This window comes from Pedobacter nototheniae (genome assembly GCF_032678625.1).
GTDB lineage: Bacteria > Bacteroidota > Bacteroidia > Sphingobacteriales > Sphingobacteriaceae > Pedobacter > Pedobacter nototheniae_A.
In genome coordinates this window covers 282,674-300,718 of the sequence record NZ_JAVTSO010000004.1, presented here as the reverse complement: position 1 = coordinate 300,718, position 18,045 = coordinate 282,674, and the positions used below count along the sequence as shown (strand labels likewise).

9 protein-coding genes are annotated in these 18,045 nt (G+C 41.8%); all 9 read left to right on the top strand.

Annotated elements, in window-relative coordinates; all coding sequences use genetic code 11:
• Positions 1-10: 10 nt before the first annotated feature.
• The 9 genes from R2Q77_RS14010 (at position 11) to R2Q77_RS13970 (ending at position 18,024) form a co-directional block, all read left to right on the top strand.
• Entirely contained in the window at positions 11-1,135 is a 1,125-nt protein-coding gene (locus R2Q77_RS14010) for a FecR family protein (protein WP_316804355.1), read from the top strand.
• A gap of 241 nt (positions 1,136-1,376) precedes the next feature.
• Positions 1,377-4,748, top strand: coding sequence for a SusC/RagA family TonB-linked outer membrane protein (locus tag R2Q77_RS14005; RefSeq protein ID WP_316804354.1), 3,372 nt, complete (start codon positions 1,377-1,379; stop codon positions 4,746-4,748).
• A gap of 81 nt (positions 4,749-4,829) precedes the next feature.
• Positions 4,830-6,215 (top strand): RagB/SusD family nutrient uptake outer membrane protein, encoded by a 1,386-nt coding sequence (locus tag R2Q77_RS14000; protein WP_316804353.1) that lies wholly within the window; start codon positions 4,830-4,832, stop codon positions 6,213-6,215.
• 31 nt (positions 6,216-6,246) lie between these two features.
• Positions 6,247-7,002, top strand: a complete 756-nt coding sequence (locus R2Q77_RS13995; RefSeq protein WP_316804352.1) for a DUF4397 domain-containing protein — start codon at positions 6,247-6,249, stop codon at positions 7,000-7,002.
• A gap of 56 nt (positions 7,003-7,058) precedes the next feature.
• A complete protein-coding gene (locus tag R2Q77_RS13990) occupies positions 7,059-7,982 on the top strand; it encodes an ABC transporter ATP-binding protein (RefSeq protein WP_316804351.1) in 924 nt (307 codons plus the stop codon).
• 15 nt (positions 7,983-7,997) lie between these two features.
• A complete protein-coding gene (locus tag R2Q77_RS13985) occupies positions 7,998-10,301 on the top strand; it encodes a Gldg family protein (protein ID WP_316804350.1) in 2,304 nt (767 codons plus the stop codon).
• Positions 10,301-12,955, top strand: coding sequence for a MutS-related protein (locus R2Q77_RS13980; RefSeq protein WP_316804349.1), 2,655 nt, complete (start codon positions 10,301-10,303; stop codon positions 12,953-12,955). Before R2Q77_RS13985 ends, R2Q77_RS13980 begins: the two co-directional genes overlap by 1 nt.
• Positions 12,945-15,722, top strand: coding sequence for a M16 family metallopeptidase (locus tag R2Q77_RS13975; protein ID WP_316804348.1), 2,778 nt, complete (start codon positions 12,945-12,947; stop codon positions 15,720-15,722). Before R2Q77_RS13980 ends, R2Q77_RS13975 begins: the two co-directional genes overlap by 11 nt.
• 13 nt (positions 15,723-15,735) lie before the next feature.
• The gene (locus R2Q77_RS13970) at positions 15,736-18,024 is read left to right on the top strand and encodes a Gldg family protein (protein ID WP_316804347.1); all 2,289 of its coding nucleotides are present in this window, start codon (positions 15,736-15,738) and stop codon (positions 18,022-18,024) included.
• Positions 18,025-18,045 lie beyond the last annotated feature (21 nt).

Sequence of the window (18,045 nt, the reverse complement as noted above, 5' to 3'; positions counted from 1 at the left end):
TCAAAAAGATATGGATAAGCAACAGGCAAAAGAATTGGTTCAAAGATATAATCAGGGAATAGCATCGGCTGAAGAAAAAGCGAAGCTGGAAAACTGGTATATGCAAAAATCCGATAGTCTTTACCTTAAAGATGACGAAATAGATTTCGATAGCATTGATGAGGAACTTAGCCTGCGCACTTTTGAATATGCCGGCATCATCTCCAGGAAAGCTCCGGCAAAGCGATTTAAACTTTGGCAACGTATTGCTGCGGCTGCAGCAGTAATTTTGGTAGCCGGGGCAGGAATCCTTTATTATGCAAACCAACCTACGGGTGGTAATAACAGCCTGGCTGAATTAAAAGCTCATGATATTGCTCCAGGTTCTAATAAAGCCATATTAACGCTTGCAAACGGTCAACAAATTAGTTTAACAGATGCCAAAAATGGAAAACTGGCGAATGAAGCTAATACGGTCATTAAAAAAACTGCCAATGGCCAGCTGGTCTATTTAGGTGCTAATGAAACACAACGAGAAACCATTTACAATACCATTAGTACCCCGGTTGGAGGACAATATACTTTAATCTTATCCGAAGGAACAAAAGTAATCCTCAACGCGGCTTCTTCCCTAAAATATCCTGCTCAGTTTAAAGGTAAAGACAGGGTTGTTGAGCTAAGTGGCGAAGGCTATTTTGAAGTGGCTCATGATAAATCAAAACCATTTAAAGTGATCAGCAGAAGCCAAACGGTAGAGGTATTGGGTACCCATTTCAATATTAATTCTTATTTGGACGAACCCAACATTAAAACCACCTTGCTGGAGGGAAGCGTAAATGTAAATGGTACCATCATTAAACCTAAGCAGCAAGCCATTTTCAACAATCGCAGCATTCAGGTGATGGAAGTAGATCCTGAAGAGGTAGTTGCCTGGAAGAACGGACTTTTTAAATTTGACCATACCGATATCCATACCCTGATGAGGCAGATTGCCCGTTGGTACGATGTAGAAGTAGTTTATGAAGGTACTGTTAAAGACGGCCAGTTTTACGGTAAAATTGAAAGAAGCTATACCCTCTCTGAAGTGCTCAAAGTACTGGAACTTGGCAACCTGCACTTTAGGGTAGAGGGCAGAAAAATTATTGTGCTGCAGTAAACCTGCAGCTTTTAATAAATAAAATCAACTAAATAATAAACCACCTAAACCAAACAACCAACATGAAAAAATCTATACTACAAAGCGGTTAGGCTTAATTATAGGTTAACCACACGAAACAAAAGCCCGGAGAAGGCTTCGACACTTTTCCCCGGACTTTGCGTTTGGGTTAACCTGATCCGATCAATCGGAATAGTGAATAATTCTTGACAATTAATCCAAACCCAAACAATACAAACGTATGAATTTATCCTCATATGCAGAAACCGCCTGGCTGACGGGGCGGCTGATGCGTAAAACCATTTTGGTTATGAAACTGATTTTTTTCATCATCACCGTCACCTGTGTGCAAGTGGCGGCTGTTGGATATTCCCAAACCGTAAATATCCAACAAAATAATGCACCACTTACTACTATTTTTTCCACTATAGAAAAGCAAACCGGATATAATTTCTTTTGGAAAGATGCTGATCTGAGTTCGATAAAGATTAATGTAAAACTTCAGAACGCTTCTTTAGAAACGGCCTTAAAAGAAATTTTTAAAGGACTCTCCCTAACGTATTCCATCACCAAAAAATCTATTGTTATTCAGCAAAAGGAAACTTCCGTTTTAGATAAAATAGCGGATGTTTTTAAGGATACCGGTGTTCGCGGGTATGTATATGGTGCTGATGGACTGCAACTGCCCGGCGCAACTGTTTCAGTTAAAAACGGGAAAGCCCGTACCATAACGAATGCACGAGGGGAGTTTAGTTTAAAAGATGTTCCCGATGATGCCATTTTGCAGGTATCTTTTATGGGGTATACCACCAAGGAAGTTGGAATTGGCAATCGTGTGCTTGAAATCAGATTGCAATTGAGTAATTCTAAGCTGGATGAAGTACAGGTGATGGCTTATGGTAAGACCAGTCGTCGCTTTTCGACAGGTAATATTGCCTCGGTAACAGCAGAAGAAATTGAAAAACAGCCAATTATGAATCCTCTTTTAGCTTTGGTTGGAAAAGTGCCTGGAATGAATGTAACTCCGGCTACGGGCTATGCAAATGGAACTGTAAAAGTTGAAATTCGTGGGCGCAGTACCATAAGTCCGAATTATCCTTCAGAACCCTTATACGTTATTGACGGTGTACCGCTTATTTACCTCAACGTTGGGGGCAATGCCAGCTATGAAAGCGGATCTCCGGGGATTATCCAGAACGGAAGTTATACGGCAGGAAACGGGCAAAGTCCATTGTTTAACATCAACCCGCTTGACATTGAGAGCATTGATGTGCTAAAAGATGCTGATGCTACAGCCATTTATGGATCGAAGGGTGCCAATGGTGTAATCTTGATTACAACTAAAAAAGGGAAGGCGGGGCCAACGCAGATTAGTGCGGGTATTTCTCATGGGATTTCTCAGGTTACCCGTTACTGGGATATGTTGAATACTCAGGATTATGTGAAAATGAGAAAAGAAGCATTTAAAAATGACGGAATTCCATTGACACTTCAAAATGCCCCGGATATTGTAGGATGGGATACAACAAGATATACCAATTGGCAAAAGGAATTATGGGGAAATACTGGTCAGATGACAAGAACCTACCTGTCCATTTCTGGCGGAGATGAAAATACACAATTTATGATTAGCCCAAGCTATACCCGTTCAACATCCATTTTAACGGTAAGCGGATCAGATCAGGTTGCCGGAACAGCGGTCAGCATCAATAATGCGGCTTTTAACAAGCGGCTAAAAACAGCGCTAACAGTTAATTATACCTATTCTAATAGCAACATCAATTCTACACCTTCAGTTGCCACGCTTCCGCCAAATGCGCCTCCGATTTATGATGGTAATGGAGAATTGAATTATAAAGAGTGGAACGATGTAGGACTTCAGAATAGTTATCCATTTGGAACACTTAAAACTTTATTAAATTCAACCGCAACTATAGTAATGACTAAGTTAAATCTTTCTTACGAAGTGTTTAACGGACTTCAAATTTCCAGCCTTTTTGGTTTTAATACCACCAACCAGAAGAGCGAAGGCAGATCGCCAATTTCAGCCCAAAATCCGATTGATAACCCAACCGGGGGGTTAAATATCGGGACAAACAATAATCAGACCTGGAGCATTGAACCGCAAATGAGTTATAATACCACCATAAGTAAGGGTGATTTTTCAGCCTTTTTGGGTACTGCCCTTAGCAAGACTATTACTTCGGGACAGAATACTTATGGATTGGGCTACACGGATGATAATCTTTTGGGTTCCCTGCAACTTGCACCAACCGTTATGATTGTAGGTGATACTTATGGTCAGCTTAAATACGCGGCGTTATTTGGTCGAATTAACTATAACTGGGACAGAAAATATATCATTAATCTAAGCGGAAGAAGAGACGGGTCTTCACGTTTTGGACCTGGGAAACGATATGGAAATTTTGGGTCTTTAGGTTTTGCGTGGATTGCCTCTGAAGAATCCTGGATTAAAAGAAACCTTCCTTCCTTTATTGATTTTGTGAAATTTAAAGGAAGTTATGGCCTTACTGGAAGTGATGGTGTAGGCGATTACCAATACATCAGTCAATGGTCTAACATGAATAATGGAGTGCCTTATTATACCTATGGCGGGGTTACACCGCTGGTTAGCCTTCATGCGGTGAATCCAAATTTTCAGTGGCAGGTAAATAAAAAATTAGATTTATCCTTCGAAATAAATCTCTTTCAAAATCTTAACATCAATGTGGATTATTACCGAAACAGGTGCGGTAATCAGCTAACCGATTATCCAACGCCATTATTTACAGGCTTCGGCGCGGTAACGGCCAACTGGTCGGCTGTGGTTCAAAATAGCGGATGGGAATTTGAATTGAGTGCTATGCCATTCAAAACAAATAATTTCAGCTGGAACTTAAGTTTAAACACATCATTTAACAAAAACATTTTGTTGAGTTACCCAGACCTTGAACTTTCCAGTTACGCAACGCAGTATGTGGTTGGTAAATCTGTAAATGATGTTTATCTGCTTCACTATATTGGCCTTGACCCAATGACTGGTCAATATGTTTTTGAAGACCATAACAAGGATGGGTCAATTAGTTCAAATTCTTCAGGCAGACCGGGTTCAGGATATGATGACCGGTACATTACCATTAACAGGGACCCAAAGTTTACGGTCGGAATGAGTAATACATTTCGTTACAAAGACTTTTCCCTATTGGTTAATTTATATTATAAAAACCAAATGGGGATAAGTGCATTTTATTCAGGTGTGCCTGCAGGGAATATGGTAAATATACCAACCGAGGTTTTTAATAACCGTTGGCAACAGCCTGGACAATCGGGTAAATATGCGGCATTAACCAGCCTTACTGGTTCGCCATCAAATTCAGTTATAAGCAGCTCTGATCTGGCTTATACTGACGCCTCTTTTCTTAGGTTGCAAACGGTGAGTTTATCTTATATGCTGCCGAAGAAATTTCTTGATGGAAAACGCCTGGGCGTTTCTATTAATGCCCAAAATTTATGGGTATTGACCAAATACAAGGGAATTGATCCGGATACACAGAATTTCGGATCGTTGCCACAAGCTAAAACTATTGTTGCAAGCCTTTCACTGACCTTATAAACCATGATTATGCTTAACCATCATTCAAATAAATTTCTACTGCTGTTATCAGCATTCTTATTGTTTTCATGTAATAAACTGGTGGAGATTCCAGATCCTAAAAACAGTCTTACTACGGATAAGGTTTTTAACAATGATACACAGGCAATAGGTGCCATGGCGGGTATATTGACTCAAATGATCAATGCGAATGCTAATTCCTCTTTTGCGAGTGGGGCGGTAAATCAAACTGCAAGGGCATCTGCAGATGAACTGAGTATTGTAGGTACTATTTTTGCAGTAAATAACTCCAGTGGTGAGGCAGCCAGAAATGCGCTAACCGCAGAGAGCACCTTTACTAACAGCATCTGGTCATCAGCATATCAAGCCATTTATGGTGCCAATGCGGTAATTGAAGGAATTGAGGCTTCAAAATCTGTTTTACTTCATGCGCAAACCAGAACCCAGCTTACTGCTGAGGCTAAATTTATTCGTGCTTTTAGCTATTTCTATTTAGTAAACTGTTTCGGAGATGTACCATTAGTGTTGACGACCAACCTTGCTGAAAACTCCAACAAACCCAGAACGGCAGCCAACATCGTTTATCAGCAGATTATTAACGATCTTATCGAGGCAACAAATGATTTACCAGCGGATTATGCTGCGGGTGGGGGAGAACGTATCCGGGCAAATAAATGGGCGGCTAAAGCATTATTGGCCAGAGTTTATCTGTACACAGGCGATAACGCGAACGCCATTCAGCAGGCTACGGATGTAATTGGACAAACTGGCCTTTACCAATTGGAAACGGCAGATTTGAACAAAGTTTTCCTTAAAAACAGTTCGGAAACCATCTGGCAGCTTCAGCAAAATGTAAATAAAGATTTTACGGGCAATGCGGTGCCGGAAGCGATTTACCTTCTGCCTTCTCCATTACATACGGGGCCTGCCGGAGATCTTTCTTCCAGTTTGCTTCAATCATTTGAACCTGGAGATCTCCGTAAAGCGGCCTGGATAGATAGTACAGATTTCTCGCAAGGCGGGCAGACTTATCGTGCGAGGTTTATATATAAATATAAAACAGGATTTCATAACCTGGCGATAGGTAGTGCTGCGACTGAATATTATATGGTTTTGAGATTTGCTGAAATGTATCTTATTCGCGGAGAAGCCTTTGCGCTTAGTGGACAGCTTTCTGCGGGTATCGATGACCTCAATATTTTACGTCAGCGGGCTGGAATACTGCCATTGTCAAAAAGCTTAACCAGAGATCAAACCCTGGCAGCCATTGCAAAGGAAAGGCAAACAGAGCTTTTTGGGGAATGGGGCCACAGATGGTTTGACCTAAAGCGAACTGGAAAAGCAGAGCAGGTGCTTTCGGCGATTTCAGCGAAGCAACCATGGCGGGGCAATTACCAGTTGTTATATCCAATTCCGAAAACAGAATTGCAAAGAGATCATTTTCTGACTCAGAACCCAAATTATTAGAACCAGACCCAACCATTAAATATTGAACATTATGAAGAATCTAATTTTCCTATATATTTTAGCCGGGCTTTTTTTCTCAGCAATTATTTCCTGTAAAAAGGATGTTCAGCCACAAACTTTAACGTCCCTAACAATTGTCAATGCTTTGCAGGGTGGTGATTTTCTGGCTGCTAACTTTAATGAACAACGCCCAGCGGCAGGACTCGGAACTCCAATGTGGATTAAATACCGCATTTATTCACCTAATAATCATCTCTCGCTTCCTTCCAAAGAACAGCCTATTCTTATTTATAAGATTCCAGACACTAACGCAAATGATAAACCCATTTATAAAACGTCTCTTAACCTCAGCGCCAACGAGGCTTCAACATTGTTTTTATTTGGAACACTTTCGCAGCCGGAGATGCTTTTAGTGAATAAAATGCCCCCTTTTCATTCGCTAACAGATAGTGTTGCAGGTTTGCGTTTGATTAATTTATCTCCGGATAAAAAGCCGGTGAATGTGAAAATATCAGGCAACGGGACAGATAAGACCGTAAATAACTTAGCTTACAAGCAAGTTACCGACTACTTGACTGTAAATGCAACCTCGGCAACTACAGATGTTTTAATCGAATTTTATGATCAGGCATCGGGTTCCTTGTTAACCCGATATACTTTAAAAGATGTTGGCAGCATTAATGCCGAGGTAAATAAATGGCGCTACCGAAACTATACAATTGTTTGGTTGCCCAACGATGCTCAGGGCAACCTTGCCGATGACCCATTTCTGGTCTATGATTTTTAATTCTTAAAGCTTTTACAGCTGTCTTCTCGAATAAATACCTAACACACATTTAAAATATGGAACCAATTGTTCGTATTACTGGACTATCGCATCGCTATAGTACCAGCTGGGCTATCCGCGACATTAATATTGAAATCCCAAGAAGTGGGATACTGGGCTTGCTTGGCTCTAACGGTGCCGGCAAATCTACTACGATGAACATTCTTTGCGGGGTATTAACCCCAACCATGGGAGAGGTAATCATCAATGGGATTGACCTGCGAAAGGAGCCTGAACGTGCCAAACAGGAGATTGGCTTTTTGCCGCAAACTCCACCCTTATATATGGATCTTACGGTGGATGAATACTTAGTCCATTGTGCCATCCTGCGTTCGGTAGAACATTCGAAGCTAAAATCGGCTTTGGAAGAGGTTAAAGAACGTTGTGGATTGAGCCATATCAATAAACGCCTGATCAAAAATTTATCAGGCGGCTATAAGCAACGTGTTGGAATTGCCCAGGCCATCATCCATAAACCAAAACTTGTCGTTTTTGATGAGCCGACTAATGGTTTGGATCCTAACCAGATCCTGGAAGTACGTGCATTAATTAAAGATATTGCTACAGATCGTGCCGTTATACTTTCTACCCATATCTTAACTGAAGTGCAATACTTGTGCAGAGACATTGTGATGATTGAAAGCGGAAGGATTGTTTTTTCAGATACCATGGAAGCCTTTGACAATTATATTGCCCCGCACAGCATGTTGGTTGTGATGGAGAATGCACCTCCGGCAGAAGCTTTTCAGGCGATAGAAGGCATTACCAGGGTAGAATACCTGACAGAAAAACAGTTGCGAATCTATTTCAACGGAGACAAAGGAATTTCTGAAACGCTGGTATTGGAAAGTGCAAAACAAAACTGGCGACTGCGTGAATTGAATATGGAAAAGAATTCCTTAGATGAAACTTTCGCCCAGTTATCCAGGATATCTAACTAAGAATCACTTTATAGAATGAAAAAAATCATACAAATAGCAAAGCTGGAACTTAGTCTGCTATTTTATTCGCCTATTGCCTGGCTGCTAATCATTGTATTTTTTGTGCAAATGACCCATGCATTTATACCAGGAATAGCATCAATGCAGTATTTACAACAACTTATTGGAGATAATGGCTTTTTAACAAGCCGGCTGTTCACCACTTCTACAGGAGCAACTCTGGGAATCCTTTATACCATACTTGGAAGTTTATATCTATATACCCCATTAATCACGATGGGGCTCATCAGCCGGGAGATTAGCAGTGGGAGCATTAAACTTTTATATTCTTCTCCGGTAAAAATCAGGGAGATCATTTATGGAAAGTTTTTGGCCATGCTTATCTACAATCTGGTTATCATCCTGGTGGTATCAGGACTTTTCTTTATTGTGGGTGTGGGTGTAGTAGATCATTTTGATTATCCGCATGTATTGGTAGCCATGCTCTCCTGCTTCTTGCTTTTAAGTGCCTATACAGCGGTCGGAATTTTTATGTCCAGTCTTACCAGTTATCAGATTGTAGCAGCCTTAGGGACTTTTGGTGTACTGGCCTTTATGAACTACATTGGAAGTTTTGGGAAGGGTATAGACTTTGTTCGCGATTTGACCAATAGCCTTTCCATGCCCAGCCGGGCAGAGCGCATGGTATCGGGATTGCTGAACAGTAGAGATGTAATTTATTATATCGTGATCTCCGGAATCTTTTTGTCATTTACGATTGCCAGACTAAAACTCTTACGCTCTTCCAGGTCTGTTTTTTACCAGACCAGCCGATACTTTGCGATTATAGTAATTGGGCTTGCGGTTGCTTATTTAAGTTCCCGCCAAGCGGTAATTGTGTATTATGATGCCACAGAAACTAAAGTTAACACCATTGTAAAGCCAGTTCAGGATGTTTTAAAGAAGATGGGAGATGAGCCGGTGGAAGTGACGGCCTATATAAACGGACTGCATCAAAGTTATACTATAGGTGCTCCGGTTCAACGGCTGTACGGCATTGCCAAATGGGAGCCTTATCTGCGTTTTAAAGGAAATATCAATCTCCATTGGGTCTACTATTATGATTTTCTTGATCCACAGTTTTATGCCGCTAATCCCGGAAAAAGCATAAAAGCCATATTTAAAGAAGAAGCGAAAGCAAGAGATATGGATACCAGCCGCTTTTTAAGCCCTGAGCAAATCCGTAAACAGGTTGACCTCCGCGGGGAAGGCGACCGGATGGTGATGCAATTGAAATACAAAGGGAAATCGACCTTTCTGCGAACCTTTGATGATGGTGATGGCTGGCCTGAAGAGGCTGGGATTGCCGCTGCTTTGAAACGCCTGGTGGTAACACCGCCTAAAATTGTTTTTGCTACGGATGCCTATCAGCGCAGGGTAGATAAAATTGGCGACCGGGATTATCAAATGCTTTTCAATAATAAGTTGGCCAAAACCTCCCTGATTAATATGGGTTTCGATATTGACAGTGTTTCTTTGGAGCATGGCATAATTCCTAAAGATATTGCTGTATTGGTAATTGGTGACCCACGGGCTGTATTAAATCCAGCAGCGCTCACCAATCTGCGCAATTATATTCAAATGGGTGGTAATGTGTTGATTGCCAGTGAACCGGGTAAACAAGCCATTGTAAACCCTTTGTTGGATTCGCTGGGCGTTGAAATGCTCAATGGAACCCTGGTACAGCGTAGCAGAGACTACTCTTATGGCCTGGTTACCCCGCGGCTAACCCCTGCAGCAGTTCTAATGTCGCCAGCACTTAAAAAACCTTTTGATGAAAAAACAGTGGTTTCCATGTCAGGTGCTGCAGCTTTAAAGGACAAACATCAGGGTAATTTTAAAGTTGAGCCAATTTTAATGACCGATTCCAACACAAGCTGGATCAAAAGAGGATCATTTGTGCTGGATTCGGCGGCACTGGTGTTTGATAAAAAGACAGGTGATGAGCAGGGATCTTTTCCGACAACGCTGATGCTAACCCGTAAAATTCATAACAAAGAACAGCGGATTATGGTTTCGGGCGATGCCGATTTCTTTAGTAATAAGGAGCTGAGCAGGGGCAATCTGGAAACAGCAAATGGCTCTGTTGCGATCAGCATCTTTAGCTGGTTTTCCAACGCAGAATTTCCGATAGATATGAGCCGCCCCGCTCCAAAAGATGCACATCTAAAGCTAAACAAAGCGGGCGTTAAAACTTTAAAAGTAATGTATTATGCAGTTATACCTGGCGCAATCATTTTGCTTGGTATGGTGCTTTTGATCCGCAGAAAAAGAAAATAATGATGAGCTTTATAACTGATAAACAAACAATAGATGATTTGAACGTTTTCTCCAAATCGGGGAGCGATTCAATCTACCATATTTTCAACAAGACCTTCACGCAGGGTGGTGCGGCCCTGCTGGAGGAAATGTTCCGCAGTCCACTTTCTGATCATCAGGCCATAAATGAGCGTGTAGCAATATTGCGGTATTTTCAGGAAAGTCAAACAGCTTTCCCTTTACAAGGTAACCGTTTTGAAGAAACTGAAAGATATCTTTCAAATACGGACCCCAGAAGCCGCCTTTCTAACCAGGGTTTTAGTATGGCTGATTTTAATGCGGCCGGACAAAGTGTAACGGCGCTGATGGAAATCCTTCAGGGACTAAAAAAGTTTATGCTGGAAATCGAGCCTAAGGTGGTAAATAATCCCTATGGCAGACAGATTTCTACTGTTTTAGCCCTCTTGAATGCCAAAGAACTGGAGCTGATTTTTAAGGATCATGGCAAAGGAAAAATCTCGTCTGGCAGGATTGTGGAATACGATAATATCCTGCGTTTCCAGCAGCGTGGGTTGCTCGAGAAAATTTTGCAGCAGATTTATTTTCTGGATGTATGTATTTCCATCGCCAGGGTAGCTACTGAACGTGGATTTATTTTCGCCACAGCGCTACAACGTGATGAAAACCGTCTTCGATTGAAAGGAGTTTACCATCCACTGCTTAGCCACGCAATCCCCAATACGTTAGAAATGAATCCTAACGGGAATATTGTATTCCTCACGGGGGCAAATATGGCAGGTAAATCTACCTTTATGAAATCGCTGGGAATCTCGGTTTACCTCGCTCATCTGGGTTTTCCAATCGCCGCTGAAGAAATGGAATTCTCAGTATGCGATGGGATGTACACTACAATTAACCTTCCCGACAATCTGGCCATGGGTGCCAGTCATTTTTATGCCGAAGTGTTGCGGGTAAAAAAAGTTGCAGTAGAACTTGGTGCAGGAAAAAACCTGTTTGTCATCTTCGACGAATTATTCCGTGGCACGAATGTTAAGGATGCTTATGAAGGTACAATTGCCATCATGGAGGCTTTTTCAGCCAAGCCACACTCTTTATTTGTGGTTTCTACGCATATTATGGAAGCTGGAGAAGTATTAAAGGAGCGGTGCCCAAATATGAGCTTCCGCTACCTCCCAACGCGTATGGAGCAGGGCAAACCTGCGTACACCTATACATTGAGCGAAGGGATTACTGATGACCGTCATGGGATGATCATTGTGAATAATGAAGGAGTACTGGAACTAATTAACGATAAAACTGGAGTAAAGCCCCAATATCAGCATTTTCAGGCCGATAAGCAGACCATAGAAGACTTGAACCTGCAAGGCAAGTTTAAGCAACAATCTATTTATAGCCTGTTTAACCATTTGCAAACCCGCGGCGGGGAGAAAGTATTGGATGGTATGTTTCGCGAACCTTTAAATGACGTTAATCGAATAAATAACAGAAGTGCTTTATTTGACTTTTTTCAGCAAAATAGCCTGATTTTTCCCGTAATCCGTTCGCAGGTAGAATCCATGGAAGATTACCTGGCAGGTGGCGCCGGAGCAGCCTTACCAAGGGTGGCCTGGGGCATCTTTACCAAGAAGTTCAGACAGGTGCTTTTTCACAATGCCGAACTGCTCCAATTACAAGCCGGACAATCGGTAACCATTGAAGTGTTGCAGGCTTTTCGCGACTTCTTTTCAGAGCTAAAGGGTAAGCCAAATGTGGGTATTTATCAAAAAGACCTTGATGCCGCATGGAAAATATTGCAGGACCCCAAACTTGAAAGTGTTCTGAATACGCCTGAAGGGCAGCCTTCGCTGGGCCAGTTGATTCGTAATGATTATACCATCCGACATGCCATGATGCGAGAGATGGAAGTGCTGTTGAAGCTGATTTATGAACTGGATGTATATATGGGCGTGGCCGCAATAGCCCGCGAAGAAGCTTTTGTATATGCCAGGGCATTGCCGGCTGAAGAGATGCTCCTGGATTTGGAAGGTTTTCGGCACCCTGGATTAAGAAAAGGGGTAAGCAATAACCTGCACCTGACCCGTGAGCGTAACGTGCTGTTTTTAACCGGCGCCAATATGGCCGGAAAATCGACTTTTATGAAATCGATGGGAATTGCGGTTTATCTGGCACACATGGGCTTTCCGGTGGCGGCAAAACGGATGGAATTTTCTGTAAAGGATGGATTATTCTCCTCTATCAACGTGTCCGATAATCTGGATATGGGCTACAGCCATTTTTATGCAGAGGTACTGCGCACTAAAACGGTAGCTAAAGCAGTGAGCGAATCCCTGGATTTGTATGTTCTGTTTGATGAACTGTTTAAAGGGACCAATGTAAAAGATGCCTATGATGCTACCCTTGCAGTAACACAGGCTTTTGCAGAAAACAGGAATAGTTTCTTTGTGGTTTCTACCCATATTATTGAAGTAGGTGAGGCTTTAAGAAAAACTTGCAACAACCTGCAGTTCTCTTACCTTCCAACTGTGATGAGAGATGGTGCGCCAACATATCCATATACACTGGCTTCTGGAATCACCACCGATCGTCAGGGAATGATCATTATTGAAAATGAAAAGATTATAGAGATCATTAAAAATCAGCAACATGTTAGTTAAAAATAATTTTTTTAGGTTTCTGTCTATGGCTGCGCTTTGCATTCCTTTGGCATGCAAAACCCAAATGGGTACGCAGCCTTTGCTGCTCAATCCAGAAGTAAGGACAGGCAAATTAGCCAATGGCTTTACGTATTATATCCGTAAAAATAAAACGCCTGAAAATCGGGTAACTATGTACCTTGCTGTAAAGGCAGGGTCTATCCTGGAGACTGATGAGCAGCGGGGAGTGGCACATTTTGTAGAGCATATGAGCTTTAACGGAACCAAACACTTTCCTAAAAAGGAATTGACCAATTACCTGGAGAAATCCGGTGTACGGTTTGGTGCAGACATTAATGCCAATACGGGCTTTGATGAAACGGTTTATCAGCTTCCGCTACCTTCCGACAACCCGGATTTGCTTGCCAATGGTTTACAGATTATGCGCGACTGGGCACAGGAAGCCAATATTGATGCTGCAGATGTAGAACGTGAACGCCATGTGATTCTCGAAGAGAAACGCTATCGCGATGGGCTTGCACAGCGTTACCAGCAAAAGGCTATTCCCTTTTATACCAACGGATCCCGTTATGGTACCCGTTTGCCAATCGGTACCGAAGACGTGTTGCTTAAGGTTTCTCCAGAAGAAATACGCAATTATTATAAAGATTGGTACCGCCCCGATTTGCAGGCCATTCTGGTGGTCGGGGACATTGATCCTGATCAGATGGAAAAAAATATTAAAGCAAAGTTTTCCGATTTGAAAAAACCTGCAAATGAAAAAGTAAGGACAGTTTACCAGTCTAAACTAACAGGAAAAGGCCAGTATATGCAATTTATAGACGCAGAAATGGCTGGTATATCTGTGGAGATAATGATGAAAGAGTACACTGATAAGCTTACTACAACGACAGACTTCCGGGCCGTTCTTTTAAAAACCCTATTTGGGCAGCTCGTAAACAACCGGTTTAGAGGACTACCACTTGCAGGTTTTTCACCCTTATCAGGTGGATTGACTTCTTTTTCTGTTGGTGTAACCACTAAACCAGCAGAAACTGAACAAGCACTAAAAAGTGTTTGGCTGGAACTACGAAAAATGCAGGAGCAAGGCTTTACTGGCAAAGAATTGGACAGGGTAAAAAAGAGCTATCTCCAAAAGATGTCTGATGAGATGCGTGAGAAAGATAAAACAGCATCAGAAGTGCTTATTAGAGCCTACTTGCAACATTTTCTGACAGGTAATATACCTCAGGGGATCAAAGAAGAATACCAGTTAACGACAGAATTACTTCCTGATATTACCTTAGAAGAGATTAATAGCCTGCTGGATACCTATCTTAAGTCTAAAGATCGCGATATTATCGTTAAGGGGTCTGAGCACAATAAAGGATTTTTACCCGATTCCCCTACTGTGGATCGCTGGATAGAAAGCGTTTATACGCAAAGTTTGCCTGATGCTGAAGAAGATGTACAAGATCTGCCTCTATTAAAGGTTGAGCCTTCTCCAGGAAAAATCACATCAACCGAAGAAATTAAGGCTGTGGGTGTCCAAAAGCTAACCCTGAGCAATGGAATGACTATTCTATTGAAAAAGACGGGATTTCAAAATGATCAGATTTTGTTTAAAGGTATTTCTGCTGGCGGGGCCAGTTTATATTCTGATGCAGATTATCTAAGCGCCATTAATGCGGCAAAGCTAACGGTAGCTGCCGGAGCAGGAAATTATGATGCACTGCAACTTAATAAGCTCCTGGCGGGCAAAAAAGTGCAAGTAAGCCCTTTTATTATAGATGAATATCAGGGTTTTAATGGGAGTACGACTCCACAAGATTTGCAAGCCAGTTTGGAACTTCTTCATGCTTATTTTACCGAACCCCGGAAAAATGAGGAAGCTTTTGCCACATTGATAGAAAGAACTAAAGAGGAGATGGCGACCACCGGAAATAATCGTTCTAAAGTGTTTATGGATACGGTAAACTTTGTTTTAGGGAATTCTCACATCCGTAAAAGACCACAGCGTGCCGATCAGCTGAGCCAGATTAAGCTAAACCGAACCTTTGAAATCTATAAGGAGCGTTTTGCTGATGCCTCTGGTTTCACTTTCCTTTTTGTTGGTAACCTGGATGAAGGAACGATCAGACCTTTACTGGAAAAATACCTGGGCGCTTTGCCAGCTAAAAACCTTCATGAAACTGCAAGGGATGTTGGTATCCACATTCCGGCCGGTCAAATTTCAAAAACGGTGTACTTGGGCAACGAACAAAAGTCAAGCGTGTTTTTAACTTATTCAGGCGATTTTGATTATAACCTTCAGAATACCATTGATATGAATGCCGTTGCAGATGTTTTAAAGATCAAGCTGACCCAGCGGCTGAGGGATCAGCAGGGCGGAACTTATACTCCAAATGTGCAGATCAATATGTCTAAATATCTAAAGAGCAGGTTCAGCCTGATCATTAGTTTTGACTGTGCACCAGAAAATGTTGAAAAACTAATTACCTCAGCAAGAGAAGAGGTGCAGGCGTTAAGGACTTCGGGACCTTCAGCAGAGAATTTGCAGAAGTTTAAGGCTGCCCGAAGGGTTGGTATGCAAACTGGCTCAACTAATAATGATTTCTGGTTAGATTACCTGGCCTCGCAGATCATGACCAAAGAGCCATTGGATCAGTTCTACAATTACAATGCTGCCCTAAATGGGGTAACAACAAAAACGGTTCAGCGGGCCGCGGTAAAATACATCCAGGAAAAGAATTTTGTGAGACTTGTGCTGATGCCAGAAAAAAAATAACTTTTTAATAGATATGAAGAAAATTATACAAATAGCCAGGCTGGAGCTTAGCCTGCTATTTTATTCCCCAATTGCCTGGCTGCTGCTAATCATCCTGTTTATACAGGTTAGTTTGAGTTTTACAGGTATTATGCCCGATTTGGAACGTGCAAAAAGTACGCCATTTTTAACGAGCGCGTTGTTTACTGATGCTCAAAAAATCGGCATCATTGCCCGTATTCTCGATAGCTTGTACCTGTATGTTCCATTGATTACCATGGGGATTATTAGTAGAGAAATCAGCAGTGGAAGTATCAAATTGCTCTATTCTTCTCCGGTTAAACTCAGTCATGTAGTCTATGGTAAATTTGGTGCCATGTTAATCTACAATCTAATAATCATCGGCATTTTAAGCCTCTTTGTTCTCGGCGTAGCTTTCATCATTCCACACTTTGATTATGCTCATATTCTGGTGGCTTTACTGGCAGCTTACCTGCTAATTAATGCTTATGCGGCGATTGGGATTTTTGTGTCCAGCTTAACCTCCTACCAAGCAGTGGCTGCCATCAGTACTTTCGTCGTGCTCGCTTTTATGAACTATATCGGTACAGTTGGTCAGGATATGGATTTTATACGCGATTTAACTTTTAGTTTGTCTATGCCAAGCCGTGCAGAAAGAATTATGTCTGGCCTGTTAAATACCCGGGATGTTATTTATTATCTGGCCATTACCGCCATGTTTTTAGCTTTTACCATCACTAAATTGGAAATGGAAAGGGTTTTAAAATCAACTTTACAGCAGATAGGACGCTATGCGCTGATTATAGTGATTTGTCTCAGTATAACTTATATCACTTCCCGACAATCAATGATTGGTTACTATGATGCAACCGCCACTAAAGTTAATACGCTGACTAAAACCAGTCAGGAACTTCTTAATAAAATGGGCGATGAGCCCATCGAAATGACCGAATATGTTAATGGAATAGAAGATTCTTACAACAGGGCTACACCGAGTGAGCGTATTGCAGACATTGCCCGTTGGGAACCTTACTTAAGGTTTAAACCCAACATCAATCTCAAATGGGTTTATTATTACGACAGTATTCCTGGCCTTACTAAAAACTTAATTGAGTACAAAAGCACCTTTAACAAATATGTTGTGTTCATGTCGGGTGTAAATCAATTGGATCTTAGTGATTTTTTGAATCCTAAGGAAATTCATAAGCAAATTAACCTGTATGAAGAGGGTTCGCGCACGGTGATGCAGTTGAAATATAAAGGTAAGGCAACCTTTTTACGCACCTTTCCTTTTGAACAAAATATGTGGCCTAAAGAAGCGGAGACCGGAGCGGCTTTGAAAAGATTGATTATCACTCTTCCAAAAATCGTTTTTGCAACGGATGGTTTTCAGCGGAGCATGGACAAACTTGGGGATCGTGATTATAAAAAGCTGCTCAACGAGAAAACGACCAGGGGTTCACTGATCAATCAGGGATTTGATTTAGACAGCGTTTCTTTAGAAAAGGGAGAAATCCCAAAGGACATATCTGTACTGGTAATTGCCGATCCTAAGGTTGCTTTCAGCGAAGCCGTATTAACCAAACTTCGTAAGTATATTGCTGAGGGCGGTAACCTGATGGTTGCCGGAGAACCGGGTAAACAAAATGTGGTTAATCCTTTGCTGGATGTACTTGGAGTAAAAATGCTTAACGGAACCTTGCTTCAGCGTAGCCGGGATTATTCATACGGCCTGGTTACGCCATTGGTATCGGCCGGGGCGGTGGCAATGTCACCCTTTTTACAACCCTTTTATGCTTACCAATCCGTAGTTTCCATGCCTGATGCTGCGGCTTTGGATTATGATCCTAAAGGTGCCTTCGATATTCACCCCATCCTGATGACAGATGCGAAAACAAGCTGGTTAAAAAAAGGTAAGTTTACGTTGGATTCGGCAGCGTTGACTGTGGAAACGCGAAATGGAGATGAAGAAGGTTCATTTCCTACGGCATTAATGTTAACCAGGAAACAGAACAATAAAGATCAACGGATTCTGGTATCTGGCGATGCCGACTTTTTTAGTAATATGGAATTGGCCAGGGCAAATATGCGTACTGCCAATTCAAGCATTGCAGTAAACATTTTTAGTTGGTTTGCCAACGGGGAGTTCCCGATAGATGTATCGCGCCCGGAACCTAAAGACAATACCATTAAGCTCAATAAAGTACGTGTTAAAGTTATACAGGTTGTATATTACGGCCTGATACCTGGGCTCATGTTTCTCACGGGCACCATATTGTTAATCCGTAGAAAGCGCAAATAATTTCTTTCTTCCCCAGCCTGC

Bases quoted from the DNA above. Each gene is read 5' to 3' on its own strand.
- R2Q77_RS13975 (WP_316804348.1), top strand. From the start codon at position 12,945: ATGTTAGTTAAAAATAATTTTTTTAGGTTTCTGTCTATGGCTGCGCTT.
- R2Q77_RS13970 (WP_316804347.1), top strand. From the start codon at position 15,736: ATGAAGAAAATTATACAAATAGCCAGGCTGGAGCTTAGCCTGCTATTT.
- R2Q77_RS13995 (WP_316804352.1), top strand. From the start codon at position 6,247: ATGAAGAATCTAATTTTCCTATATATTTTAGCCGGGCTTTTTTTCTCA.
- R2Q77_RS13985 (WP_316804350.1), top strand. From the start codon at position 7,998: ATGAAAAAAATCATACAAATAGCAAAGCTGGAACTTAGTCTGCTATTT.
- R2Q77_RS14005 (WP_316804354.1), top strand. From the start codon at position 1,377: ATGAATTTATCCTCATATGCAGAAACCGCCTGGCTGACGGGGCGGCTG.
- R2Q77_RS13990 (WP_316804351.1), top strand. From the start codon at position 7,059: ATGGAACCAATTGTTCGTATTACTGGACTATCGCATCGCTATAGTACC.
- R2Q77_RS13980 (WP_316804349.1), top strand. From the start codon at position 10,301: ATGATGAGCTTTATAACTGATAAACAAACAATAGATGATTTGAACGTT.
- R2Q77_RS14010 (WP_316804355.1), top strand. From the start codon at position 11: ATGGATAAGCAACAGGCAAAAGAATTGGTTCAAAGATATAATCAGGGA.